This is a genomic window from Sphingopyxis sp. (assembly GCF_035565275.1).
In the GTDB taxonomy this organism is placed as follows: domain Bacteria; phylum Pseudomonadota; class Alphaproteobacteria; order Sphingomonadales; family Sphingomonadaceae; genus Sphingopyxis.
The window spans coordinates 14,873-40,067 of record NZ_DATMST010000054.1; the positions used below are offsets into that span (position 1 = coordinate 14,873).

Consider the following 25,195-nt stretch of genomic DNA (forward strand, 5'->3'; position numbering starts at 1 on the left):
GCGGCGCAGATGTTCGGTCGGTAGAATATGTCGATCCTGCGTCCGTTTCTCTCCCGTGTCATTCATCAGGGGCGACTGACCGTCGTCGCGCCCGATGGCGCGCGCGAGGAATTCGGCGAGCCCCAACCGGGTTTTCCCGAAGTCACGATCCGCTTCACCAGCCGCCAGGGGATGCGCCGCATCATCCTCGACCCGCGCCTTGGCGCCGCCGAGGCGTTCATGGACGGCGAGATGGAACTGGTCGAAGGCGACATCATGGATCTCGTCGGGCTTATCCGCATGAACACGCCGTGGGATCGGGGGGCGACGCTCAAGGACAGGACCTGGCTCGGCAGGCGCGCCGACTGGCTCAAGACGCGGATCGGATCGATCAATCGCCAGCGTCAATCGCGCGCGAACGTCAAACATCACTACGACATCGGCAACGACCTTTACCGCCTCTTCCTCGATCAGGACATGCAGTACAGTTGCGCTTACTGGCCGCGGCCCGGCATGACGCTGGAGGAAGCGCAGGTCGCGAAGAAAGCGCATATCGCCGCGAAGCTTGCGCTCGCGCCCGGGCAGCGCATTCTCGACATCGGATGCGGCTGGGGCGGGATGGCGATCACGCTAGCGAAGCTCGAACGGGTCGAGGTGCTGGGGATCACGCTATCCGACGAACAGCTTGCACTGGCACGGCAGCGCGCCGAAGCAGAGGGCGTCGCCGATCGCGTGAAATTCGAACTCGTCGACTATCGCGATCTTGCCGAACGCGAGCCCGGCAGATTCGACCGCATCGTGTCGGTCGGAATGTTCGAGCATGTCGGCGCGGCCAATTTCGAGACCTTCTTTCGCGCCGCCGCGAACCTGATGACGGCCGATGGCGTGATGCTGCTCCACACGATCGGGCGTTTCGGCAAGCCCGGGTCGACCGACGCCTTCACGCGCAAATATATCTTCCCCGGCGGCTATATTCCCGCGCTCAGTGAAACGTTGGCGGCCAGCGAGAAGAGCCGGCTGATCGCCACCGACACCGAAACGCTGCGCCTCCACTATGCGCTGACGCTGCGCCAATGGTACGCTCGGACGCTCGCGCACGAAGCCGAGATCGTCGGGATGATGGGCGACCGCTTTTTCCGCATGTGGACCTTCTATCTCGCGGGCGCGACGTCGGCGTTCGAGAGCGGCGGGATGGGCAATTACCAGATCCAGTTCGCGCGCAGCCGTCACGCGCTGCCGCTGACGCGCGACTATATCGGCGAGACGGAAGAGCGTTACCTCCAGCGCTCCCCGGCGAGGGCCGGGGTCCAGACGTCATAGCCCCGGCTTTCGCCGGGAACGGTCAGGTCGGGTATCGCTCATTCATGACCTTCCAGCTCAGCGCGACGAGTTTTTCGAGAATCTCCAGATCCACGTCGGCAAGCTTGTTGATGTAGAGACACGATTTGCCGGTCTTGTATTTGCCCAGCCTGGCAAGCAGCGCGTCGGCTTCCGGTTGCCGGTCAAGGTAGTGGCCCATCAGATAGAGCGTCATCGCGGCCCTGCGCGGCGAGAAACCGGCGCGGCACATCGTACCCGAACGGCCGCTGTCATAGACATAGTCATAGCTGCCATAGCCGATGATCGATGGTCCCCACATTCTGGGTTCGAGGCCGGTGACGCGGCGGTGTATCGTATCGATCACCCCGGCCTCCTCGCGACGACGCGCTTCGGTAACGGCCGCGATGAAATCGGCGACGGTTGCTTCGGTGGCTTTGGTCTTGATTGCGGCTTTGTCCATGGCCGCCCTCCGGCGCGGAAGATAGCCTGCCCCGGCACGCGCGCCAAGCCGGTTGCACGTTCAGCGGGGGACTGCTAGCCGCGCCGCGTCTTTCCCTCGCCAAAGGTGCAGCCATGTCCGAGTCCTTCAAGCGCGTCGTCCTCGCCTATTCGGGAGGGCTCGACACCAGCGTCATCCTGAAATGGTTGCAGGTCACTTACGGCTGCGAGGTCGTGACCTTTACCGCCGACCTTGGTCAGGGCGAGGAACTCGAGCCCGCGCGTGCCAAGGCCGAGTTGATGGGGATCAAGCCCGAGCATATCTATATCGACGACCTGCGCGAGGAATTCGTCCGTGACTTCGTCTTCCCGATGATGCGCGCCAATGCCCGCTACGAGGGCGATTACCTGCTCGGCACCTCGATCGCGCGCCCGCTCATCTCGAAACGGCTCGTCGAGATCGCAAAGGAAACCGGCGCTGACGCGGTCGCGCATGGCGCTACGGGCAAGGGCAATGACCAGGTGCGTTTCGAACTCAGCGCCTATGCGCTGAACCCCGACATCAAGGTGATCGCGCCGTGGCGCGAATGGGATCTGGCGAGCCGCACCGCGCTGATCGAATTCGCTGAAAAGCACCAGATTCCCGTGCCGAAGGACAAGCGCGGCGAAAGCCCGTTTTCGACCGATGCGAACCTGCTCCACACCTCGTCGGAGGGCAAGGTGCTCGAGGACCCGTGGGAAGAGACCCCCGACTATGTCTATTCGCGCACGGTGAACCCCGAGGATGCGCCCGACACGCCCGAATATATCACGATCGATTTCGAGCGCGGCGACGGTGTCGCGCTGAACGGGCAGGCGATGTCGCCCGCAACCCTGCTCGCCGCCTTGAACGACCTTGGCCGCAAGCATGGCATCGGCCGGCTCGATCTCGTCGAGAACCGCTTCGTCGGCATGAAGTCGCGCGGCATGTACGAGACACCCGGCGGCGAAATCTACGCCCGGGCCCACAGGGGGATCGAAAGCATCACGCTCGACCGCGGTGCCGCGCACCTCAAGGACGAGCTGATGCCCAAATATGCCGAGCTCATCTACAACGGCTTCTGGTTCGCGCCCGAGCGCGAGATGCTGCAGGCGGCGATCGACCACAGCCAGACCAACGTCACCGGCACCGTCCGCCTCAAACTCTACAAGGGCAATGCGAGCGTCGTCGGCCGCAAATCGCCGTTCAGTCTGTACAGCGAACGCCATGTGACCTTCGAGGACGATGCCGGCGCCTATGATCAGAAAGACGCTGCGGGCTTCATAAAACTGAACGCCTTGCGCTTGAAATTGCTCGCGAAACAGGGTCAATAAAGGGGCCGGGAACGGACCCGGCTGCGACAGGAGCCTGGTCCATGTTCTCGCTGCTGCTGGCCGCTGCCAGCCTGACCCCCGCCTTCAACGATGCTGCCTATGCCGATCTGGGCCATGCCAGGCCGGCTGGCGATAGTGGCTGCACGGCAGCGTTCGACGGCGGTTCGATCGAGATAACGCAAGCGTTCAATCCGGCGGCGCGGACGATGATCAACGTTGCGGTGGTGACGGGTAAGCCGGCGCGCGCGCTGCGAACGGGCGCGCAGGTCTGGGTCAAATCGAGCTTCGGCCCGGCTTGGCGGGCGCTGGTGATCGAATCGAGTCCGCAGCGGCTCCGTTTCGTCGCGCATCACCGTTTTGCCGGCGACTTGTTCACGGACTTCACGCCGACGATCATGCTGCACGAGCGCCTCGACGCCGGCGGCACGAAAGATGCGGTGTTCGTCGATCTGGGGGGCGGCACGGGCGACTTTCGCGAAAGTTTGGCAAAGGCGTTCGACTGCTCCGATTCGCTCGGCATCTGAACGGCGCGAAAAACTGATGGCTTCGACCCGCCGAACCCGTCAAAGCTGATCTTCCGGACCCGCAGCGGAAGGGATAGCCATGCGCCTGTTCGATTTTTCGTCGTGGCAAAGCATCGGGACAACGCTTCTGGGTCTCGCGCTGGTGACGCTGATCGGCGTTGGGATTCGTCTGATCGTGATGACGACGATCCAGCAGCGCCGCGAGCGGATGAACCGCCAGATCAACGAGCGGCTGCGGACGTTGATCGCTGCCTACAAGACGCTCGGGGGTTCCTTCACCGGTAACCTGATGGTCGATCCGCGCCATCTGCGCGACCTGCGTCGGCCGTCGGTGGCCGCGGGCGACGTTGGGCCGGCGATCGACCTGTCACGCGATGAAGCACAGGGTGAGGCAGCGGGCGGGGCTGGCGAATCGGATCGACCCCGGCGCATTCGCGATGCGGTTGAAGCGGCGCTGTCGGACATCATCCTGCTGGGGACCGAGGATCAGGTTCGCCTTGCCGGCCGCGCGGCACAGGAATTGGCAGAGGGCCGTCCAGTGCACACCCATGCTTTGGTGATCGAACTGCGCAATTTCATCCGCGAAGCGCTCGATCTCGACCCGGTGCCCGCAGACGTGATCATCCCGTTGCAGGGCCCCACTCGTCCGGCGGGCAGCGGGAAGGGTGGCGGCGCGGGGCGCGGAGAAGGCAGCGGTGGCGGCGGGCGTGGCGGCGGCGGTACGGGCGGCGGAATGGGCATGGCGGGTGGGCTTGGCGTCGCGGGCGGGGCAAGCATGGCGCGCGGAGGCACGGTCGAAGAGAGCATCGATCCGTCCGACGGACAGCAGCCGAAATGAAGGGTTAGCAAGCGACCCGCACCTGCGCTAAGGCGCGAGTCGTGACTGCGACCCGTTTTTTCTCCGACAATGCAGCGACCGTCCATCCGGTGGTGATGGACGCGCTGGCGGCCGCCAACCATGTCGACACCGCCTATGACGGCGATGCGCTCAGCCAGTCTCTCGACGCGGCTTTTTCCGAACTGTTCGAGACCGATTGCGAGGTCGTGTGGATTCCCACGGGGACCGCGGCGAACAGCATCATCCTCGCGCACTTCGTGCGGCCCTGGCAAGGCATCCTCTGTTATGAGGAAGCGCATATCGAGGTCGACGAATGCGGTGCGCCGACCTTCTATTCGGGCGGTGCCAAGCTGATGCCGCTGCCCGGGCGGGGGGCCAAGATCGATGCCGACGCGCTCAAGGCGCGGATTGCCGCAATCCGCAAGGATGTGCATCAGGTCCAGCCCGCGGCGATCAGCATCACCAACGCCACCGAATATGGGCTGTCGTGGCGAGCCGGGGAAATCGGCGCGATCAGTGAAATCGCGCGGGCCAACGGAATGAAGCTTCATATGGACGGTGCGCGCTTCGCCAATGCCGTGGCGTTCCTTGGCTGCTCGCCCGCCGACGTTACCTGGCGCGCGGGGGTCGATGCACTGTCGTTCGGCTTCACCAAGAACGGCGCGATGATGGCTGAAGCGATCGTCTTCTTCGGCGGCAGCGGCGGTGCCGGCGTGCGCGAACTCAAGAAACGCGGCGGGCATCTGCTCAGCAAGGGGCGGTTCGTCGCGGCGCAGATTCGTGCGATGCTGGCGAACGACCTCTGGCTCGCCAATGCGCGCGCCGCGAACGCCGGCGCGGCGAAGCTGGCGGCCGCCTGCGGCGACAGGCTCATGCATCCGGTCGAGGCGAACGAACTGTTCGTGCGCCTGACCGCTGCCGAGGCGGCTAAATTGCGTGGTGCCGGTTTCGATTTCTACGACTGGGGCGATGGCGCGGCGCGGCTCGTCGTCAGCTGGGATCAGGATGCCGAGGCGGTCGCACCACTGGCCGCCGCGATCGGCGCGCTATGAGCGAGCAGCCTGCGACGCTGCTCACGCCCCGCGTCCTTCTGCCCTTCATGCTCGTGACGCTGATCTGGGGATCGACGTGGATCGTCATCACTGGCCAGCTTGGCGTCGTGCCGCCCAGCTGGTCTGTGACCTATCGGTTCGGCGTGGCGGGTATCGCAATGTTCGCCTTTGCGCTGATCCGGCGCGAGCGATTGTGGCCGGGCGGCCCCGCGCTTGCCTTTGCCGTGGTGCTTGGCATCGCGCAGTTCGCGTTCAATTTCAACTTCGTCTACCGCGCCGAACAGCATATCACCTCCGGGCTCGTCGCGGTGTTATTCGCGTTGCTGATCGTCCCCAATACATTGCTCGGCCGTGTCTTTCTGAAAACGCCGCTTGAGGGGCGTTTCCTTGCGGGGGCGGGGATTGCGATCCTTGGGGTCGGGATGATGATCGTCCACGAATATCGCGCCGCGGCGCTTGGCTCGGCCGCGGTGTTGGCCGGCACCGCCTTCACGCTCGCCGGCGTGATGAGCGCGTCGATCGCCAACGTCATGCAGGGAAGCCGCATCGCGCGCGCGCAGTCGATGACGGTGATGCTCGCGTGGGCGATGTTGTTCGGTACGCTGGCCGACGGCATCTATGCGTGGATCACAACGGGCCCTCCGGTGATCGAAACGACCGCTGTCTATATCGGCGGGGTTCTTTACCTTGGCGTGATGGCGAGCGCTCTGGCCTTCCCGCTTTATTTCAACGTGATCCGTGCGATCGGGCCGGGGCAGGCAGCATGGTCCAGCGTGCTGGTTCCGATCATCGCGATGGGTTTTTCGACCGCCTTCGAGGGATATCACTGGGCGACGCTGTCGATCGCGGGCGGGGTCGTCGCGCTGATCGGGCTGGTGATCGCGGTCGCGAAGCGGCCCGAGCGGCCCTCGGTCAGTGGCAATATGGTATCGGTTCCGGTCGACGGACACGAGTGATCGTGTCCCGATTGCCCGGCGACGCGACGCACGGTAGGGCAGGGCCATGAAGACAATCCTCCTCGGCGCCGCACTCGCCCTCGCTTCGTTTCAACCCGCTTTCGGGCAAGAACCATGTCGGGCGGGGACCTATGCCGCATCGACCGGCGATTTCGTCGTTCTGGTCGAATCGCCCGCCGTGCCTGCACCGGGCCTCCGCTACATGTTCGGCGACGGGCGCCGCGGCGCCACGAGCGAGACGGCGCCGCCGCTGACGTGCGATGGCGGGCGCGTCACCGTCGGCGGCGCGGTGTGGGGCGCGGTTTCCTTTCGCGAAACGCCGGCCACCTTCGACAGCGTCGAAACCACGCTGAAGGGCGTGTTGATCGAGCCGCCGGGCGCCCCCGACGCGAAGCGGCCGCTGGTCGTGATGGTCCACGGCTCCGAACGTACGTCGCCGATCGGCGGCCTTTATGGCTATGCGATGGCGGCGCAGGGGATTTCGGTCTTCGTCTACGACAAGCGCGGCACAGGCGGATCCGAAGGGGAATATACCCAGAATTTCGAGCTGCTCGCCACTGACGCGGCGCATGCGCTCGAAAAGGCGCGGACGATGGCGGCGGGCCGCTTCGGCCGCGCGGGCTTTTTCGGCGGAAGCCAGGGCGGCTGGGTCGCGCCGCTCGCGGCGACGCGGACTCCGGCCGATTTTGTCGCGGTCGGCTTCGGTCTCGTCAACTCCCCGATCGATGAGGATCGCGAGCAGATGGTGTCAGAAGTGCGCGCGGCAGGGTTGGGGAAGGACGCCGAAGCGCTGGTGAGCCGGCTGTCGGCGGCCACGTCGAAGCTGATGCTGTCGAACTTCACGCAGGGCTATGACGCGCTCGACGCCGTGCGGCGCGACATGGCCAGCCAGCCATGGGCGGCGAAGATCGAGGGCGAATATAGCGGCGCGATCGCCCGCATGACCAACGACGAGTTGAAGCGCGTCGGGCGAGCGCGTTTCGACAATGTCGAGGTGATCTGGGATTATGATGCCGTCGCGGCACTCCGCAAGCTGGAGACACCGCTGCTCTGGGTGCTCGCTGGCGAGGATCGCGAGGCGCCGATCGAAACGACGCGCACCGCGCTTCTCGGGCTCGCCAAGGACGGCAAGCCGTTCGACGTGTATCTCTTTCCCGCGACGGACCATGGCATGTTCGAATTCACGACCAACGCCGACGGGTCGCGATCGGTGACGCGCATCACCGACGGCTATCTCAGGCTGCTCGGCGACTGGATCAAGAGTGACGTGCGTGGCGCATATGGCCGCGCCGAACAATTGACGGCGAAGCGTTAGCCCGCGCTGATCCGTTCGATATCGGCGCCGACCGCCTGCAACTTCTCTTCGAGCCGCTCATAGCCGCGGTCGAGGTGATAGACGCGGTTGACCTCGGTCGTGCCTTCGGCAGCAAGGCCCGCGATGATCAGGCTCATCGAGGCGCGGAGGTCGGTCGCCATCACCGGTGCGCCGATCAGCTTGTCGACGCCGCGCACGACCGCACTGCGTCCGCGCACATCGATGTCGCAGCCCATGCGCGCCAACTCGGGAACGTGCATGTAGCGGTTCTCGAAGATCGTTTCGGTGAACAGCGAGGCGCCCTTGCCGAGCGTTGCCATCGCCATGAACTGCGCCTGCATGTCGGTCGCGAAGCCGGGGTAGGGCGCGGTCGACAGGGTGACGGGTTCGGCGCGGCCCGACATGGCGACGCGGATGCCGCCCTTGGTCTCCTCGACCGTCGCACCGGCTTCGCGCAGGGCGGCGAGCGTCGCTTCCATCTCGTCGGCCTTGGCGCCCACGAGTTCGACATCGCCCTCGGTGATCACGGCGGCGCAGGCGTAGCTGCCCGCCTCGATGCGGTCGGCCATGACGCGGTAGGTCGCTCCGTGGAGGCGGTCGACCCCCTCGATCGTCAGCGTTTCGGTGCCGATGCCGTCGATATGCGCTCCCATCGCGACGAGGCAATTGCAGAGGTCGACGATCTCCGGCTCGCGTGCCGCATTTTCGAGGACGCAGGTGCCCTTGGCGAGCACCGCGGCCATCAGCGCGTTTTCGGTCGCTCCGACCGAGACGACGGGGAAGGTAAATTTGCCGCCGGGCAGGCGCCCGCCGCCCGGCGCGCTCGCCTTCACATAGCCCGACGCGAGCTCGATCTCGGCGCCGAAGGCTTCGAGGGCTTTCAGGTGCAGGTCGATCGGGCGATTGCCGATCGCGCAGCCGCCGGGCAGCGACACGGTTGCCTCGCCGGCGCGCGCGAGCAGCGGGCCGAGCACGAGGATCGACGCGCGCATCTTGCGTACGATGTCATAGGGCGCGACGGTCGAAGTCAGCGTCGTCGTGCGCGCGGTCATCACCCGGCCAAAATCCTCGGGGCGCGATCCTTCGATCGTCGTCGAGCAGCCGAGCTGGTTGAGCAGGTGACCGAAACCGTCGACGTCGGCGAGCCGCGGCAGGTTGCGCAGCGTCAGCGGCTCGTCGGTGAGCAGCGCGCAGGGTAGCAACGTTAGCGCCGCATTCTTGGCACCGCTGATGGGAATCCGGCCCTTGAGTCGCTGGCCGCCGCGAATGACGATCTGATCCATCGGCTGTCCTTAGCGCATGTGGTGCCGCGCGCAAGCGGATGCCCGTCGCAAGCAGCGCCCTATTGAATTCAAGCCGTTTTTGCACGAGCATGGCGGCGGGGAAATTCGCGGGCGGGGGTGCGACATGCGACATATCGGGTTCTGGATGCTGCTTGGCGGCCCAATGGCGGCGGTGCCGCTTCAGGCCGCGACGAACGAAGTGGGCTATGGCGCCGCGCCCGCGTGGGTATTGCCACCGCCGCCACCGACCGCGACCGGAACCCCTGAAGGTGCCCCGATGCGTATCATCTATTCCGACCAGCAGACACGGCTCGGCACCGAAAGCGACGACAGCTACCTTGCCTATCGTGTGAAGCTGTTGTCGCCGCAGGCGTTGACCGCGGGCAACCTGACGCTCGGCTGGCAGCCCGGCGCCGGCGGCGTGACGGTCCACGCGCTCAAGATTCATCGCGACGGGGCCGAGATCGACGTCCTGAAATCGTCGAAGTTCACCGTGCTGCGGCGCGAAGGCAATCTCGATTCGGCGATGCTCGACGGGCTTTTGACGGCGGTGCTGCAGGCGCCGGGGCTGCAGGTTGGCGACGAACTGGAATTTGCGGTCAGCATCAACCAGCGCGACCCGACCCTGTCCGACCGGTCGTTCGGGATAAGCGGCCTGCCTCCTGCGGGCGCGCTTGGCGCATACCGGTTGCGATTGCTATGGCCGCAGGACCGCAAGCTCCGCTGGCAGACGAGCAAGGATGTCGGCAAGCTGACCGAACGCAGCATCGGGGGATCACGCGAACTCGTCTATTCGTTGAGTGATCCCGACACGGCGCTAGGGGTTGCGGGAGCGCCGGTCCGCTTCAATTATCGCCGTATCGTCGAATATAGCAATTTCACAAACTGGGCCGAATTGTCGCGTGCCTTCGCGACGCTTTACGACGAGGCTGCCACGCTGTCCGCCGATTCCCCCGTTCGCGCCGAAATCGCAAGAATCGCGGAGGCGACGACCGATCCGGCGGCGCGCGCCGAGGCGGCGCTGGTGCTGGTGCAAGACCGGATCCGCTACGTCTATGTCGGCCTCAACGGCGGCAATCTGCGTCCTGCGAGCGCCGACCAGAGCTGGGAGCGGCGCTTCGGCGATTGCAAGGCGAAGACCGCGCTGTTGCTCGCGATATTGCGCGAACTCGGCATTTCGGCGCGGCCCGCGCTGGTCAATGTCGAAGGCGGCGACGGGACCGACGAGCGCCTGCCGTCGCCAGCGGCGTTCAACCATGTGCTGATCGAGGCGGAAATCGGGGGGGCGCGGTACTGGCTCGACGGAACCGGGACCGGCGACAAATATCTGGCGGCGCTGCCCGACCCCGTATTTCGCTGGGCACTGCCGCTGACGCGAACGGGGGCCGATCTGTTGAAGGTGCCGGTTGCGGCGCCGCGGCGGCCGCAGCTTGTCAATGTCCTGACGATCGACGCCCGCAAGGGCTTCAGCGGCGAGGCGCCGATCAAGTCGATCGCGATCTTGCGCGGTGCCGATGCGCAGGCGATGCGTTCCGGTCTGGCCGCGATGTCGCCGGGTGACGCGCGCCGTGCGTTAAAGACCTACCTCGGCGACACCTTTACCGATGTGAAGGATGATGCGGTGCGCTGGCGGTATGACGATCGTCATGCGGCGCTGGTGATCGAGGCCGAGGGCATTGGCGAAGTCGAATGGGACGGCAGCGATACCAAAGGACGCGACCTCTCGCTGCCCGGCGCCGGATTCACGCCGCCCGACAAGTTCGACCGGCCCAAGGATCAGGATCAGACGCTGCCGTGGATCGTCGACGGATTTCCGCGCTTTCGTTGCTGGGCGACGACGGTGCGTCTGCCACCCGAGACCAAGCAATGGAAATGGGACTTCTTCTCGCTGCCCATGGACCTTCGCACCGGCGGAGTTGCTTATTGGCGCGTCGGCGATCTGCGCGACAATGTAATGCGCACGGTGATGAGCCGCCGCACCCTGACCGACGAAATATCTGCGGTCGAGGCGAAGCGGCACAACGATGCGCTTCGCAGCTTCAATAACAAGATATCACGCGTGTACCAGATCGCCGTCGACGACGACCGGGCCGCCATCAACAAGCCGGCGGCGCCCTTTTCGGAAGAGACCGACTGGGTCGGCGCCGCGTCGCCCTGTTTCGGGCCCGAGGCGGGAAGCTAGCCGGGGCTTGCAATTCGACCGGGGCAATATCGAACCCATGGTTAAGTTGTCCCTGATGATACAAGGCTTTCGGCGTGGCTTTCCGATCTCAAATGTGAAATTATCCGGTTCGATATTCGGATTGGACAAGGGCAGTCTGACGGGAACGAATTTCACAGGGGAGAAGATCATGCGGAACAATGTCGTTACGATCGTCACTGCGGCCACGTTGATTGCCAGCCAGCTTGCCGTTCCCGCCCTTCCGCAAGCGACGACGCTGCCCTATCCCTCGCCCGGCGGGCCGCAAATCCAGCCGCCGCGTCCCGGCTACAATTATGCGGGCACAATTCGCTGCGAATCGCGGAACAACCAGATGCAGCGCTGCAATGTGCGCACCGCCAATCGCGTCGAGCTGACGCGCGTCATTGGCGGGCGCTGTTCGAAAGGCCGCGACTGGGGTTTTACCGCTAACCAGATCTGGGTATCGGGCGGCTGCCGCGCCGAGTTCGGCTATGGCTATGCCAACAACGGCGGTTATCCGACACCGCTGCCGCAGCCGGTTGACGATTATGCGGGTACGATGAATTGCGAATCGTGGAACTACGCGTATCAGCAGTGCAATGTACGGACAAATGATCGCGTCGAACTGACGCGCAAGATTGCGGGCAAATGCAACGCCGGGCGGCAATGGGGCTATACGGCCGATTATATCTGGGTCGACAAAGGCTGCCGGGCCGAGTTCGGTTATGGATATCGCAACGTCCGGCCGCCCGAAAAGGACAAGGATAAGGGGCCGAGCACCGGCCTCATCATCGGCGGCATCGTCGTCGCGGGCGGGCTGCTGGCATTGCTCGCGAGCCAGAAAAAGAAGAAGCCCGAAACCGCGGCGCCGGAAAGCGGAAGCAGCGGCGGTGGCAGTGGTGGCGAGGGCAGCTATCCCCCGGGGCCGCCGGCTACGCTGAGCGCCAATTTGAGTGCGCTGCCGAGCGCATCGCGGCCATCGGTGCAAAACTGCATGAACGACGCCGCGCGGCAGATCGGTGTGACGGGTGGCACCAGGCTGACTTACGATCGCCTGGTCAATCTGGAGCAAGGCAATGGCGGCTGGCGGATCCGCGCCGCGATGACCGCGACTTATCCCGACGGCGCGAAGACCGTTGAAATGTATTGCCGCGCGACGCCGAGCGACATCATCCAGCTCGACTTCAGCTAGACAGCCGGCACGCTTTCGATATTTCCGTCGTCCCGGCGAAAGCCGGGCGACAAATATCGGAACAGGGCAAGGTCGAACCAATGGAGAAGAATGGTGGGCCGGTCGCGGCGCTCTGGTCGCGGGCCTATCCGCTGCTGACGCTGACGGCGCTGTTCTGGGCGGGCAATTCGATTGTCGGGCGCGGGGCGCGCGATCTTGTGCCGCCGGCGGCGCTGTCCTTCTGGCGCTGGACGTTCGCGCTCGCCTTCCTGCTCCCGCTGGCATGGCCGCATCTGAAGCGCGACTTGCCGGTCCTGCGGGCGAACTGGCGGATTGTCGCGTTGCTTGGCGCGTTGGCGATCGGGTCATTCAATATCCTGCTCTATACCGGTCTGCAGACGACCACCGCGCTCAATTCGATGCTGATCCAGTCGGCGCAGCCGGCGCTGATCCTCGTCGTCGGCGCGCTGGCGATGGGCGACAGCACCAGCTTGCGCCAGATCGCCGGCGTGGTGATCTCGTTCGCAGGTGTGCTCGCTATCATTGCGCGCGGCGACCCTGCGATCTTGTGGGCGATGGACCTTAATATCGGCGATGCGATCATCGGCGCGGCGGTGCTGCTGTGGGCCCTTTACGCTGTGCTGCTCCGTCACAGGCCGGCGGTGCATCCGCTCAGTTTTTTGGCGGCCTCCGTCATCGCGGGCATTGCGCTGATCGCGCCTGTCTATGCGCACGAACTCTGGTCGGGGCGGCTGATCGTTCCGGCGATCGGCAGCGCGCTTGCGATCGGCTATGTGTCTATCTTTCCGTCATTTCTCGCCTATCTTTTCTTCAACCGCGGGGTCGAACTGATCGGATCGGCGGCGACGGGGCAATATATGAACGTGATGCCGCTGATGGGGGCGGGGCTGGCAATGCTCTTCCTCGGCGAGTCGCTGCACTTCTTCCACGTCGCGGGACTGGTGCTGATCGTCGCGGGAATAGCGGTCGCGGGGCGCCCGGAGCCTGCGGCGCAAGCCTAGGCGAGCGTTTCTTCGACCTGCGCGAGGCGGTCCTTGCCAAAGAACATCTCGTTCCCGACAAAGAAGGTAGGGATGCCGAACACGCCGCGCGCGACCGCGGCTTCGGTGTTTTGAACAAGCTTCGCCTTGATTTCCGGCTCCTGCGTTCGCGCAAGGAGGGCGGGGCCGTCGAAACCGTTCGCCGACAAGAAGTTCGCGATCACCTCTGCATCGTCCATTTTGAGGCCCTCCTCCCACATCGCGCGGTTCACGGCGTCGACATAGTCATCGAGATGGCCCTCGTCGTCGGCGACGATGGCGCCGCGCATGATCGTCAGCGTATTGACCGGAAAGTGCGGATTGATGCTGAATTTGATCAGGCCATGTTTCGCGATAAAGCGCCGCATCTCGAGATTTTCATAAGCGAGCTTGGCGGGCGCATCGGCGTACTGGATCATCGGCGCCTTGTTGCCGGTGGCCTTGAATATTCCGCCGAGCAGGCACGGTGTGATGACCAGGTCGGCGCGGGCGCGATCGAGCAGCTCGGGCAGCGCCTTCATGCAAAGATAGGCGTTCGGACTACCGAAATCGAAAATGAGTTCGAGTGTTTTTGTCACCATTTCTCTCCCCATGGACGGAGGTCGAGTTCGTGCGTCCACGCGCTCTTCGGTTGTTTGTGGAGCATCACATAGTTGGCGGCGATCGCGGCGGGGCTGAGGATCAAATCCTGCGCCTTTGCCTGTTCGAAATCGGGATGGCGGCCCTTGATGAAATCGGTATCGATCGCGCCGTCGATGACCGTGTGCGCGACATGGATACCCTGCGGTCCCAGTTCGCGCGCCATCGACTGTGCGAGCATCCGCAGCGCGCCCTTGGCGCCCGAGAAGGCCGAAAAGCCCGATCCGCCGCGCAAGGATGCCGTGGCGCCAGTAAAGATGATCGTGCCGCGGCCGCGGGGCTGCATGCGTTTCGCCGCTTCGCGGCCCATCAGGAAACCGCCGAGGCAGGCCATTTCCCAGACCTTGGTGTAAACGCGCACCGTCGTCTCGCCGATCGGGAAATTGACGTTCGCGCCGATGTTGAACACCGCGACCTCGACCGGGCCGACTTCCGCTTCGGCTTGATCGAAGAGCGCGATCATCGCGGCTTCGTCGCGCGCGTCGGCGGGGAAGGCGCGGGCCTCGTGTCCGTCGTCGCGGATCGACCGCGCGAGCGCTTCCAGCTGGTCGGCGTTTCGTTCGCGGCGGTTGACGCAAGCGGTGAGGCCTTCGGCGGCGAAGGCGCGGGCGATTGCGCCGCCAGTGGCGTCTCCGGCTCCGATGACGATGGCTGCGGGATTGGGCATCGGCGACTCTCCTCTTGCGCAACATAGTAACTATGATAATCATAGTGACAAGAAGAAAGGTGATCGTTGCCCAGACGCGCGGATCTGTCGGATACATTATGCCCCGTCGGCCGGTCGGCCGAGCTGCTCGGAGACCGCGCGGTGCTATTGATTCTGCGCGAGTTGTTCTTCGGCCGGCGGCGCTTCGATCTGATAGCGGCGAACACCGGGCTGGGACCGCAACTCGTGTCGGCGCGGCTCAAGATGCTCGTGGCGGAGGGGATTGCCGAGCGTCGCGCCTATAGCGTACGGCCGGTACGACACGACTACTGGCTCACCGACAAGGGCAAGGCGTTGTTCGATGTGCTGTATGCAATGCGCAATTGGGCCGAGCGCTGGGCCTATGTGCCCGGCGAGACGGGCGAAGGACGGGTAATCCGCTATGTACACCGGGCGTGCGGTGCCGATGTCGGGACTGCAAAAGTCTGTCCGGGGTGCGGCGCCGAACTCGGCTACGGCGATCTGAAAGGCGAACCTTCGCCGGCGCTCAAGGCCGAACAGCTTGCGCGAACGGCCTAGGTCAGGCCTTTTCCAGCGTGCATTGCAGCGGGTGCTGGTTCTGCCGCGCGGCGTCCATCACCTGGTTTACCTTGGTCTCGGCGACCTCGTAGCTGAAGACGCCGCACACGCCGACGCCCTGCTGGTGAACGTGCAGCATGACCTGCGTCGCCTGTTCGATATCCATATTGAAGAAACGCTGCAGCACCATGACGACGAATTCCATCGGCGTGTAATCGTCGTTGAGCAGCAGCACCTTGTACATCGACGGCTTCTTCGCTTTCGCGCGCGTACGCGTCGCGATGCCGACGCCGGGGGTGCCCGGCGAGCCGTCATCCTTGTCCGCCATCGCGCGGACCGGGGAAATGGTCGAAACAGGAAACATCATGGGCAGGAATATCGCAAGCCGCGGGCGAAGCGCAAGGGGCGCGCGTCCGGATTTTAACCTCTTGTTGGTCAGTGGACACAGCGGCCCCAAAAACAAGAACCGCCCGCTTCCGGGGAAGCGAGCGGCCTTGGGATGTCGGCGCAGGCGGGGAGAGGGAGGGGAGTTGCCGGCGCCAACGACGGAAGAAGAGGGCGCTTAGGCGGCCTTCATCTTCGAAGTGATGACCGAAACGCGGTTCGAGATCGGCGCGAAGCTGTCGTTCGTCAGCTTGACGACGAGTTCGCTGGTCTTCGAGGTCTGCGCAACAGCGGCGTCGAACGCCTTCTTGCTGTTTTCGGCATAGAGCTTGAAGAATTCGGTCGGCGACTTGACGGCGGTGTAGCCCTTCAGCGCGGCGGTCGTGTCTTCAAAGCTCTTGCGAGCGAAGGTCACGCCTTCCTGGCCGAGCGCTTCGACGCCCTTGGCGGCGATCTTGCCGGCTTCGACGAGCGCTTCGACGTTCGCCTTGTTGAATTCGACGGCTTCTTCGGCGATCTTGCTCGACTTCGCGAACGCTTCCTTCGCCTTCTCGTTGAAGTCGGCGGTCAGGGTTTCGGCGCGGGTTTTCGCTTCGTCGGCGAACTTCTTGACGGTGTCGTTCATGGTCTTGAGTCCTTTGGTGGCGGCAGCGACCGGCTTCGGCGCGACCTTGGTCGTGGGGGCAATGGTCTTTGCAGCCGCCTTCTTGGGAGCGGCCTTCTTCGCTGCCGGCTTTGCGGCTTTCTTTTGGACCGGTTTGGCCTTCGCCGTGACGGTCTTGGTCTTCACGGGCTCCGCAGTCTTTTCGGCCGCCGGAGCGGCAACAACCGGGGCCGCAGGAGCCGCCGCCGGCTTGGCGGGGGTTTCCAGCGTCGCGGCTTCGAAAGCCTTTTCGGCACTATCCATCTTGGTAGCCATCGGGACAACTCCTTTATGTTGCAGTGCACAATATAGGAGTGGATCGGCAATTTCAAGAATATTTTTTGTGCACTGCACAAAATTTTGAAAACGCCGGCCCAAGGGCGGTATATTCCCCAGATATTACCGCTGTTTGACGTAACGGCCGGGGGCGTCCTCGATCACTTTTTTTGAACCTTTTCCGGGAATTCGAGCGCCTTTTACGGGCACCTTCGCGCCATCCTGCGCCGAAATCCAGCCGATCCAGTGCGGCCACCAGCTACCCTTGGTCTCGCTGGCGTCCGCAATGAAATCGTCGAGCGTCGCGGCCTTGCTGTCGCCGGTCCAATATTGATACTTTCCGGCGGCGGGCGGATTGACGACTCCCGCGATATGGCCCGATCCCGCGAGCACGAAGGTCTTTGGGCCTGACAGGTGATCCATCAGTCGCCACACGCTGGCGAGCGGGGCGATATGATCCTCGCGACCCGCCTGAATATAGGCAGGCGTCCCGATCTTCCGGAGGTCGATCGGCGTTCCCATCACCGACAGGCTGCCCGGAATGACCATGCGATTGTCGCGGTACAGGTCGACAAGATATTGCCGGTGCCATTTCGCAGGCAGGTTGGTGACGTCGCCATTCCAGTAGAGAAGGTCGAAGGGCGGATAGTCGTTACCGAGCAGGTAATTGCTGACGACATAGTTCCAGATCAGGTCGCGGCCGCGCAAACTGTTGAAGGTCGCCGCCATATAGCGCCCGTCGAGAAAGCCGGGCGCCGACAGTTGCTGCAGTAAAGCCAGATAGCTGTCGTCGACGAACATCTTGAGGTCGCCCGCATGCTCGAAATCGACTTGGGCGGTGAAAAAGGTCACAGATTTCACCTTGTCGGCCTCGCCGCGCGCCGACAGCATCGCTAGCGTTGCGGCGAGCGTGGTGCCCGCGACGCAATAGCCGATCGTGTGCACCGCCGGAACGGTGAGCAGATCGCGCACCGTGTCGATCGCATCGACCTGCGCCGCGATATAATCGTCCCAGACCACCTCGCTCATCGACGCGTCGGCTGATTTCCACGACACCATGAATACGCTGAGACCCTGTTCGACCGCCCAAGCGACGAAGCTTTTCGCAGGGTTGAGGTCGAGGATATAGAAGCGGTTGATCCATGGTGGAAAGATGAGCAGCGGGACGGCCAGCACGTCCTTCGTCGTCGGCGTGTACTGGATGAGCTGGTAAAGGCCGGTTTCGTGGATCACCTTGCCCGGCGTCGTCGCGATATTGACCCCGACCTCGAACGCGTCCGGATCGACATGCGAGAGTTGCCCGCGCGACAGGTCGCTCAGCATGTGCCGAAGGCCTTTGAGCAGGCTTTCGCCGCGCGTTTCGACCGCGCGCTTGATCACCTCGGGATTGGTGAGCGCCAGGTTGGTCGGGGCTAGTGCGTCGGCGATATTCTTTGCGGCAAACTCCATTTTCGCGCGCGCGCCGGGGTTGAGCCCCTCCATCTGGCGCGTGGTCGCCAGCATCTGTTCGGACAGCATCCCATAGGTCTGGCGGATCATCGCGAAGACCGGATTGGCCGCCCAGTCCGGGTCGGTGAAACGCCGGTCCTTCGGTGCTTCGCCCGGGACTTCGGGCGCGACCGCGGGATTGAGCGTGGCAAGCGACGACCAGAAGGCGATCCCCTGTTCCCAAAGCCTCGACGATTGTTCGGCCCACGTCTGCGTCGCCGGATTCTGCATCCAGCTGGCGGGGTCGAACAGTCCGGCGGCGGCGCTGTTGCCCTCGTTCGCCTGACCGAGTGCATATTCGAGCATCATCTGCTGCGCGCGGCCGATGACGCTGGCCCAATGCTGCATGTCGTCAGGTGATGGCATGAAGGGATTCGGCGTTTCGGTCGTGTCGTTCTTGCCCGTATCGCTCATGCTCGTTCCTGCTGGTCAGTGCGGATATATTGCCTATAACAAGCCGCGATGCGGCTGGCGAGATTGCCGCGCGCGTCAATCAACCTAACGCAAAGGAGTTGTTCTAGTTTCCCATGTCCGAAGATGAATTCTATCGCATCAAGCGCCTGCCGCCCTATGTCATCGCTGAAGTCAATGCGATGCGTGCGGCCGCCCGCGCCGCGGGAGAGGACATCATTGACCTGGGGATGGGCAACCCCGACCTGCCGCCGCCCGCGCATGTGATCGAGAAGCTTTGCGAAGTCGCGATGAAGCCCGATGCTCACGGTTATTCGCAGTCGAAGGGCATCCCGGGACTCCGCCGCGCGCAGGCCAATTATTATGCGCGCCGCTTTAACGTCGAGCTCGACCCCGAAACCGAAGTCGTCGTGACGATGGGATCGAAAGAAGGACTTGCGAGCCTTGCGACCGCGATCACCGGCCCCGGCGACGTCGTGCTCGCGCCGAACCCCAGCTATCCGATCCATACCTTCGGTTTCATCATCGCGGGGGCGACGATCCGCAGCGTGCCGACGACGCCGGACGAGAATTACTGGCGCGCGCTCGACCGCGCGATGGCCTTCACCGTTCCGCGCCCGTCGATCCTTGTCGTCAATTACCCGTCGAACCCGACGGCAGAAGCGGTCGATCTCGCCTTCTATGAACGCCTCGTCGCGTGGGCGAAGGAGAACAAGGTCTGGGTTCTCAGCGACCTTGCCTATTCGGAGCTTTATTACGACGGCAATCCGACCCCTTCTATCCTGCAGGTGCCGGGCGCGAAGGATGTCGCGATCGAATTCACTTCGATGTCGAAAACCTATTCGATGGCGGGGTGGCGCATGGGCTTTGCGGTGGGCAACAAGCGCCTGATCGCGGCGATGACGCGCGTGAAATCCTACCTCGATTATGGCGCCTTCACCCCGATTCAGGCGGCGGCGTGCGCGGCATTGAACGGCCCGCAGGATATCGTCGCGAAGAACCGCGAGCTGTATCAGAAGCGCCGCGACGTGATGGTCGAAAGCTTCGCGCGCGCCGGGTGGGACATTCCGAGCCCCAAGGCGTCGATGTTCGCCTGGGCACCGCTACCCCCCGCGCTGAAAGAGATGGGCAGCCTCGAATTTTCGAAGCAGCTGCTCACCCACGCGAAAGTCGCGGTCGCGCCGGGCGTCGGCTACGGCGAGGACGGCGAAGGCTATGTCCGCATCGCGATGGTCGAAAATGAGCAACGCATCCGTCAGGCCGCGCGCAACGTCCGCAAATTCCTGGCCATGCACGGCGTGAACACGCCATCGGTTGCCGCGGGCGGGGGATGATGGATCTTGACGCCGGCGCGATTGCGCAGACGATCCAGCTGTCGGTCACGCCGGTGTTCCTGCTGGTTGCGACCGGCAGCCTGCTCAATGTCATCGCCGGGCGGCTCGCGCGGGTCGTCGACCGCTCGCGCAACCTGATCGAGCGCTGGGCCGAGACCGAAGGTGTCGAGCACGAACGCATCGTCGCCGAACTGCGCATCGCCGACCGAAGGATGGGGATCATCAACAATTCGATCCTCTCCGCCGTGGCGTGCGGGATCGTCGTCTGCCTGCTGGTCGCGCTGCTGTTCACCCAGGCCTTTACCGGTATAAATCTGGGGGTTGCGGCGTCGTGGGCCTTTGCGGTGGCCATGCTGCTGTTGCTCGTCTCGCTGATCCTGTTTCTCGTCGAGGTGCGGCTCGCGGTGCGCGCGATCCACGTGCCGATGGAGTTGCTCGAACTGGAAGAAATGGACTGGAAACGCCGGCGCGACCGACGCTGAATCCGGTCCGTTCATTTTTTTTTGCCCGACCTGCACGGCGGCAGCCGTAGCGGCATTGGCGCCTGCGCTTTCTCGGCGCGCTCCAACGGCGTTGACACCACTCCCTCTCGTCTGCTCCCATGGCGGCGGGAGATAATAATGACCGATAAAGCTGCCTTGTCGCAGGGTATCGCCTCACCGGGTACCGGCGTTTCCGCGCAGACGCGGACGATGCTGTGGATTCTGCTGATCGTCTATATCTTCAATTTCCTCGACCGGCAGATCGTCAATATCCTCGCCGAACCGATCAAGGCCGACCTCGGGCTTTCGGATACCCAGCTCGGCCTGCTTGCCGGTCCGGCCTTTGCGGTCTTCTATGCGCTGCTTGGCATCCCGATCGCGCGTTATGCCGACAAGGAAGGGACGAACCGCGTTCGCCTGATCTCGCTTGCGCTCGCGATTTGGTCGGCGATGACCGCGGTGTGCGGGCTCGCGCAGAATTTCGTCCAGCTGCTCTTCGCGCGCATCGGCGTCGGAATCGGCGAGGCGGGATGTACCCCGGCGGCGCATTCGCTGATTTCGGACAGCGTTGCGCCCGAGAAGCGCTCGTCGGCGATCGCTTTCTATGGCCTCGGGGTGCCGATCGGATCGCTGCTCGGGCTGATCATCGGCGGGATCGTCAATGATCTTTACGGCTGGCGCATCGCGCTGATGCTGGTCGGCGCGCCGGGGCTCCTCCTCGCGCTCATCGTATTGTTTGTAATGCGCGAACCGCGGCACAGCCGCAGCGCCGAAGTGGCGGCGAGTGCTGCCGGCGTGACACCCTTGTCCACCGGCGAGGCGATGCGCGAAATCTTCTCGTCGCGCGCCTTCGTCTATATATTGATCGCGTCGTCGGTCGTTGCCTTCCTTGGCTATGGCAAGGCGCTGTGGACGATCAGCTTTTTCATCCGCAGCCACGGGCTGTCGACCACCGAAGCGGGGCTGTCGATGGCGGTCGTGCTGGGGCTCGCGGGAGTGTTCGGCACCTGGCTTGGTGGCAAGGTCGCAGACAAGTTCGGGCCGCGCGACAAGAAGCACATCCTGACCCTGCCCGCCTATGGCATGGCGATCGCGGCGCCGGTGCTCTTCCTCGGCTATTATATGGAAAACTGGATGGTCGCGGTCGCGCTGCTGATCGTGCCGACGATCCTCAACTCGGCCTATTACGGGCCCGCCTATGGTTGTGTGCAGGGGCTGGTGCGGCCGCAGGCGCGCGCCGTCGCGGCCTCGATCATGCTGTTCGGCCAGAATCTGATCGGGCTGGGTTTCGGGCCGTTTCTGTTCGGCGTGCTTTCGGATGCGCTGGCGCCGACCTACGGGCAGGAAAGCGTGCGCTACGTCCTCTATGGCGCGGCATGGCTCGGGCTGATCCCGGCTTTCTTCTTCTGGCGTGCGAGCCTGCGGCTGAAGGCCGAACTGAAGTCGGGTTAGTAGGGCGGGGGCTGTTTCGCGCGCTGCGCCATTGCAGCATCGATCCACCAGTTCAGGTCGTCCGCAAAGCGTGGAAAGCTTTTGACGAGCCGCGCGCCATCCTCGCCCGCGGGCTTGCCGTCGGCGTCGAATGCGCCGCCGATCCGGCCGACGGGCAGGATCGACGAAGTGACCGCCATCCCCATTTCCCCCAGCGTGTCGCGCCAGCCCATCATCGCGCGCACCCCCGACCAGGGACCGGCCGAGTAGCAGGCGATCGCGGCGGGTCGCCAGAACCATTCCTCCAGATAATGGTCGGTCAGATTCTTCAGCCCCGGTTGTGGCCCCCAATTATATTCGCCCGTGACGAAGACGAAGCCGTCGGCAGCGCGAATTTTGCCAGCGAGTTCCTCCATCGCCGCCGGCGCCTCGCCTTCGGGATATTCCTTGTACATGCGATCGAGCATCGGCAGGCCCACGGCCTTCGCGTCGATCAATTCGGCCGTGTCGCCGCGCGCAACGATCGCATCGACGATCCAGCGGGCAAGCTTGATACCTTGGCGATCGCGGCGATAGCTGCCATAGAAAACGAGGACGCGGCGCGGCATGAAGGTTCCTCAGGGGCGGATAGTGATCGGGGTGCCGTCGGGAACGATTTCCCACAGCTGCTTTATTTCGGCATTGGATAGCGCGATACAGCCGTCGGTCCAGTCGCGCGTGATCGGCGGGCCGGGCCAGGCGTTGGGCTGGCCGTGGATAAAGATGTCGCCGCCGGGCGACCGGCCCTTCGCCTTGGCATAGGCGCGGTCGGCGGCGTTCGGATATGATATGCGCAGCGAAAGATGATAGGCGCTCTTCGGGTTGCGGCCATTGACCGTATATCGCCCCTCGGGCGTGCGCTCGTCGCCCTCGAACTGTTTGTGCCCCGCCGGCGCGTCGCCGAACCGGATGTTCGAATAGCGAACGATCTCGCGGTTGCCGGCATAGGCGATCAGCACGCGGTCGCTCTTGTCGACGAGCAGCCGGTCGACCGCGGTGCCCGGGGGCAGCGCGAGCTGCGAGCTCGCTGCGTCGCACGCGGTCAGGAAAAACAGGGTCAGGCCGACGAGGCTTCGCATGGCCGCTATCCTAGGCGTTCGAAGGCGCGCGGCAAGTGGTTGCCAGCGCGTCGCTGCCGGTTAAGGTGATGTCCGGGGGATCGACCTCATGACCATTTATCGCACGCCCGATGCGCGCTTCGAGGCGCTGCCCGATTGGCCCTATGCCCCGAAATATCTGGAGATCGGGGGCGGTCTTCGCGTCCATTACGTCGACGAGGGTGCATCCGACGCACAGCCGGTGCTGATGCTGCATGGCGAGCCGACCTGGTCGTATCTCTATCGCCACATGATCGGCCCCGCGACGGTGTCGGGCTTTCGCGTCGTCGCGCCCGACCTGATCGGTTTCGGGCGCTCGGACAAGCCGCTCGTTCGCGGCGCATACAGCTATGCGGCGCAGGTTGCGTGGATGCGGCAGTGGATCGAGGCCCTCGATCTTCGGAACATGATCCTCGCCTGTCAGGATTGGGGGTCCCTCATCGGGCTACGCCTTGTCGCGGAAATGCCCGAACGGTTCGCCGGGGTCGCGCTGTCGAACGGCGGGCTGCCCGAAGGCCAGCCCGCGCCGCGAGCGTTCGCGATCTGGCGCGCTTTCTCGCGCTACAGCCCGGTCTTTCCGATCGGCAGAATCGTCAAGGCCGGCGCCAAGCGCGAATTGAGTGCTGCGGAGATCGCGGCCTATGACGCGCCCTTTCCGACCCGCGCCTCGAAGGTCGCGGCGCGCGTCTATCCGTCGTTCGTCCCGCTCGGCGACAATGTCGCGGTGCCCGACCAGAAGCGCGCATGGGGGGCGCTCGAGGCGTGCGACAAGCCGTTCCTCTGCTGCTTTTCCGACGGCGATCCGATCACGCGCGGCGGCGATGCGCTGTTTACTGCACGCGTACCCGGTGCGCGCGACATCGCGCACCGCACGTTGAAAGGCGGCCATTTTATCCAGGAAGATGACCCTGCGGGCTTCGTCGCGGCAATCCGCGACGTCGCCGCAGCCGGCGTCAGTCGCTGAACGGGTCGCGGATCAGGATCGTATCCTCGCGCTCGGGGCTTGTCGACACGAGCGCGATCGGGGTTTCGATCAATTCCTGCACGCGCTGGACATATTTGATCGCCTGCGCGGGCAGGTCGGCATAGCTGCGCGCGCCCGCGGTCGTTTCGTGCCAGCCGTCCATTTCCTCATAGATCGGCTCAACCTCGGCCTGATCGGCTGCATGCGCCGGGAAATAGTCGAGGATCTTTCCGCGCAGCCGGTATCCGGTGCAGATACGGATCGTGTCAAAACCGTCGAGTACGTCGAGCTTGGTCAGCGCGATACCGGTGACGCCCGACACCGCACAGCTCTGGCGTACCAGAACCGCGTCGAACCAGCCGCAGCGGCGCTTGCGCCCGGTGACGGTGCCGAATTCATGCCCGCGCTCGCCGAGCCGCTGGCCGATCTCGTCTTCGAGCTCGGTCGGGAAGGGGCCGCTGCCCACGCGCGTCGTATAGGCCTTGGCGATGCCGAGTACGAAGCCAACGGCAGAGGGGCCGAGGCCCGATCCGCTGGCAGCGGTGCCGCTGACGGTGTTCGAGCTGGTGACAAAGGGATAGGTGCCGTGATCGACGTCGAGCAGCACGCCTTGCGCGCCTTCGAACAGGATGCGCGCGCCGGCCTTGCGGACCTTCTTCAGGCGCTTCCACACCGGCTGCGCATATTCGAGCACATAGTCGGCGATCTCCGCAAGGTCGGCCTTCAGCCGATCGCGGTCGATCGGCGGCTCGCCAAAGCCCGCGCGCAGCGCGTCGTGATGCGCCGTCAGGCGGTCGATCTGCGGGTCGAGCTTGTCGAGGTGCGCGAGGTCGCAGACGCGGATCGCGCGGCGGCCGACCTTGTCCTCATAGGCGGGGCCGATGCCGCGGCCGGTCGTGCCGATCTTGCCCGCGCCCGCGGCGGTTTCGCGCAGCGCATCGAGGTCGCGGTGAAAGGGCAGGATCAGCGCGCAATTGTCGGCGATCGCAAAATTCTCGGGATTGATGGCGACGCCCTGGCCGCGCAGCTTGGCGATCTCGTCGCGCAGCGCCCACGGGTCGAGAACGACGCCGTTGCCGATGATCGAGAGCGTGCCGGTGACGATACCCGACGGCAGCAGCGACAGCTTGTAGACCTGCTCGCCGACGACGAGCGTATGGCCGGCATTGTGACCGCCCTGGAACCGGACGACGGCGTCGGCGCGGCTGGCGAGCCAGTCGACGATCTTGCCCTTGCCCTCGTCGCCCCATTGCGACCCGATGACGGTAACATTTGCCATGACAATGTCCTGCTGTGCGGGGCCATCCTGACCCGGCGCGGCCTTAGCGGAT

At 64.3% G+C, this 25,195-nt stretch carries 25 protein-coding genes; 15 read left to right on the top strand and 10 right to left on the bottom strand.

Features of this window, described 5'->3' with window-relative positions; genetic code table 11:
• The first annotated feature begins 27 nt into the window (after window positions 1–27).
• Window positions 28–1,299, top strand: coding sequence for a cyclopropane-fatty-acyl-phospholipid synthase family protein (locus VN047_RS03535; protein WP_325540082.1), 1,272 nt, complete (start codon window positions 28–30; stop codon window positions 1,297–1,299).
• 22 nt (window positions 1,300–1,321) lie between these two features.
• Here VN047_RS03535 and VN047_RS03540 read toward each other — a convergent pair whose 3' ends face one another.
• Complete coding sequence (locus VN047_RS03540) at window positions 1,322–1,759, bottom strand: DUF1801 domain-containing protein (protein ID WP_325540084.1); 438 nt, start codon at window positions 1,757–1,759, stop codon at window positions 1,322–1,324.
• 113 nt (window positions 1,760–1,872) lie between these two features.
• Here VN047_RS03540 and VN047_RS03545 point away from each other — a divergent pair, with 113 nt between their 5' ends.
• The 6 genes from VN047_RS03545 (at window position 1,873) to VN047_RS03570 (ending at window position 7,775) form a co-directional block, all read left to right on the top strand.
• Entirely contained in the window at window positions 1,873–3,090 is a 1,218-nt protein-coding gene (locus VN047_RS03545; RefSeq protein WP_325540086.1) for an argininosuccinate synthase, read from the top strand.
• 41 nt (window positions 3,091–3,131) lie between these two features.
• On the top strand, window positions 3,132–3,614 hold the full coding sequence (locus tag VN047_RS03550) for a hypothetical protein (RefSeq protein WP_325540088.1): 483 nt from the start codon (window positions 3,132–3,134) through the stop codon (window positions 3,612–3,614).
• A gap of 79 nt (window positions 3,615–3,693) precedes the next feature.
• The gene (locus tag VN047_RS03555) at window positions 3,694–4,452 is read left to right on the top strand and encodes a hypothetical protein (RefSeq protein ID WP_325540090.1); all 759 of its coding nucleotides are present in this window, start codon (window positions 3,694–3,696) and stop codon (window positions 4,450–4,452) included.
• Window positions 4,453–4,493: 41 nt separating this feature from the next.
• Window positions 4,494–5,504: a threonine aldolase family protein gene (locus VN047_RS03560; RefSeq protein WP_325540092.1), complete on the top strand. Its 1,011-nt coding sequence runs from the start codon at window positions 4,494–4,496 to the stop codon at window positions 5,502–5,504.
• On the top strand, window positions 5,501–6,460 hold the full coding sequence (locus VN047_RS03565; RefSeq protein WP_325540094.1) for a DMT family transporter: 960 nt from the start codon (window positions 5,501–5,503) through the stop codon (window positions 6,458–6,460). The genes VN047_RS03560 and VN047_RS03565 overlap by 4 nt, the downstream gene beginning before the upstream one ends.
• A gap of 46 nt (window positions 6,461–6,506) precedes the next feature.
• Window positions 6,507–7,775 (top strand): alpha/beta hydrolase family protein, encoded by a 1,269-nt coding sequence (locus tag VN047_RS03570; protein WP_325540096.1) that lies wholly within the window; start codon window positions 6,507–6,509, stop codon window positions 7,773–7,775.
• Here the strand turns inward: VN047_RS03570 and murA are convergent.
• Window positions 7,772–9,058 (bottom strand): UDP-N-acetylglucosamine 1-carboxyvinyltransferase, encoded by a 1,287-nt coding sequence (gene murA / locus VN047_RS03575; protein ID WP_325540097.1) that lies wholly within the window; start codon window positions 9,056–9,058, stop codon window positions 7,772–7,774. The genes VN047_RS03570 and murA overlap by 4 nt on opposite strands.
• A 124-nt stretch (window positions 9,059–9,182) precedes the next feature.
• Here murA and VN047_RS03580 point away from each other — a divergent pair, with 124 nt between their 5' ends.
• The 3 genes from VN047_RS03580 (at window position 9,183) to VN047_RS03590 (ending at window position 13,433) form a co-directional block, all read left to right on the top strand.
• The gene (locus VN047_RS03580) at window positions 9,183–11,240 is read left to right on the top strand and encodes a DUF3857 domain-containing transglutaminase family protein (RefSeq protein WP_325540098.1); all 2,058 of its coding nucleotides are present in this window, start codon (window positions 9,183–9,185) and stop codon (window positions 11,238–11,240) included.
• A 169-nt stretch (window positions 11,241–11,409) separates the two neighbouring features.
• Window positions 11,410–12,432, top strand: a complete 1,023-nt coding sequence (locus tag VN047_RS03585) for a DUF3011 domain-containing protein (RefSeq protein ID WP_325540099.1) — start codon at window positions 11,410–11,412, stop codon at window positions 12,430–12,432.
• Between the two features lie 80 nt (window positions 12,433–12,512).
• Window positions 12,513–13,433 (top strand): DMT family transporter, encoded by a 921-nt coding sequence (locus tag VN047_RS03590; RefSeq protein WP_325540101.1) that lies wholly within the window; start codon window positions 12,513–12,515, stop codon window positions 13,431–13,433.
• On the opposite strand, the gene VN047_RS03595 is transcribed toward VN047_RS03590, so the two are convergent.
• Both VN047_RS03595 and VN047_RS03600 read right to left on the bottom strand, forming a co-directional pair.
• A complete protein-coding gene (locus VN047_RS03595) occupies window positions 13,430–14,032 on the bottom strand; it encodes a 2-hydroxychromene-2-carboxylate isomerase (RefSeq protein ID WP_325540103.1) in 603 nt (200 codons plus the stop codon). The genes VN047_RS03590 and VN047_RS03595 overlap by 4 nt on opposite strands.
• A complete protein-coding gene (locus tag VN047_RS03600) occupies window positions 14,026–14,757 on the bottom strand; it encodes an SDR family oxidoreductase (RefSeq protein ID WP_325540105.1) in 732 nt (243 codons plus the stop codon). Before VN047_RS03600 ends, VN047_RS03595 begins: the two co-directional genes overlap by 7 nt.
• 66 nt (window positions 14,758–14,823) lie before the next feature.
• Between VN047_RS03600 and VN047_RS03605 the strand changes: the two genes are divergently transcribed.
• Window positions 14,824–15,315 carry a helix-turn-helix domain-containing protein gene (locus VN047_RS03605; RefSeq protein WP_325540107.1) on the top strand — a complete coding sequence of 164 codons (492 nt, stop codon included), beginning with the start codon at window positions 14,824–14,826 and terminating at the stop codon, window positions 15,313–15,315.
• Window position 15,316: 1 nt separating this feature from the next.
• Here VN047_RS03605 and clpS read toward each other — a convergent pair whose 3' ends face one another.
• The 3 genes from clpS to VN047_RS03620 form a co-directional block, all read right to left on the bottom strand.
• Window positions 15,317–15,679 (bottom strand): ATP-dependent Clp protease adapter ClpS, encoded by a 363-nt coding sequence (clpS, locus tag VN047_RS03610; RefSeq protein WP_414712660.1) that lies wholly within the window; start codon window positions 15,677–15,679, stop codon window positions 15,317–15,319.
• Window positions 15,680–15,877: 198 nt separating this feature from the next.
• A complete protein-coding gene (locus tag VN047_RS03615) occupies window positions 15,878–16,618 on the bottom strand; it encodes a phasin family protein (protein WP_325540111.1) in 741 nt (246 codons plus the stop codon).
• 123 nt (window positions 16,619–16,741) lie between these two features.
• Complete coding sequence (locus VN047_RS03620; RefSeq protein ID WP_325540113.1) at window positions 16,742–18,520, bottom strand: class I poly(R)-hydroxyalkanoic acid synthase; 1,779 nt, start codon at window positions 18,518–18,520, stop codon at window positions 16,742–16,744.
• A 113-nt stretch (window positions 18,521–18,633) separates the two neighbouring features.
• Here VN047_RS03620 and VN047_RS03625 point away from each other — a divergent pair, with 113 nt between their 5' ends.
• The 3 genes from VN047_RS03625 (at window position 18,634) to VN047_RS03635 (ending at window position 21,785) form a co-directional block, all read left to right on the top strand.
• Complete coding sequence (locus VN047_RS03625; protein ID WP_325540115.1) at window positions 18,634–19,851, top strand: LL-diaminopimelate aminotransferase; 1,218 nt, start codon at window positions 18,634–18,636, stop codon at window positions 19,849–19,851.
• Complete coding sequence (locus VN047_RS03630; RefSeq protein ID WP_325540117.1) at window positions 19,848–20,333, top strand: DUF2721 domain-containing protein; 486 nt, start codon at window positions 19,848–19,850, stop codon at window positions 20,331–20,333. Before VN047_RS03625 ends, VN047_RS03630 begins: the two co-directional genes overlap by 4 nt.
• Before the next feature lie 138 nt (window positions 20,334–20,471).
• Window positions 20,472–21,785 (top strand): MFS transporter, encoded by a 1,314-nt coding sequence (locus VN047_RS03635; protein WP_325540119.1) that lies wholly within the window; start codon window positions 20,472–20,474, stop codon window positions 21,783–21,785.
• Here the strand turns inward: VN047_RS03635 and VN047_RS03640 are convergent.
• Both VN047_RS03640 and VN047_RS03645 read right to left on the bottom strand, forming a co-directional pair.
• Window positions 21,782–22,372: an NADPH-dependent FMN reductase gene (locus VN047_RS03640; RefSeq protein ID WP_325540121.1), complete on the bottom strand. Its 591-nt coding sequence runs from the start codon at window positions 22,370–22,372 to the stop codon at window positions 21,782–21,784. The two genes, VN047_RS03635 and VN047_RS03640, sit on opposite strands and share 4 nt — an antisense overlap.
• A 9-nt stretch (window positions 22,373–22,381) precedes the next feature.
• Window positions 22,382–22,882, bottom strand: coding sequence for a L,D-transpeptidase family protein (locus VN047_RS03645; RefSeq protein WP_325540123.1), 501 nt, complete (start codon window positions 22,880–22,882; stop codon window positions 22,382–22,384).
• Window positions 22,883–22,970: 88 nt separating this feature from the next.
• Between VN047_RS03645 and VN047_RS03650 the strand changes: the two genes are divergently transcribed.
• A complete protein-coding gene (locus tag VN047_RS03650) occupies window positions 22,971–23,864 on the top strand; it encodes a haloalkane dehalogenase (protein ID WP_325540126.1) in 894 nt (297 codons plus the stop codon).
• Here the strand turns inward: VN047_RS03650 and VN047_RS03655 are convergent.
• Complete coding sequence (locus VN047_RS03655; RefSeq protein ID WP_325540129.1) at window positions 23,854–25,143, bottom strand: adenylosuccinate synthase; 1,290 nt, start codon at window positions 25,141–25,143, stop codon at window positions 23,854–23,856. The genes VN047_RS03650 and VN047_RS03655 overlap by 11 nt on opposite strands.
• Window positions 25,144–25,195 lie beyond the last annotated feature (52 nt).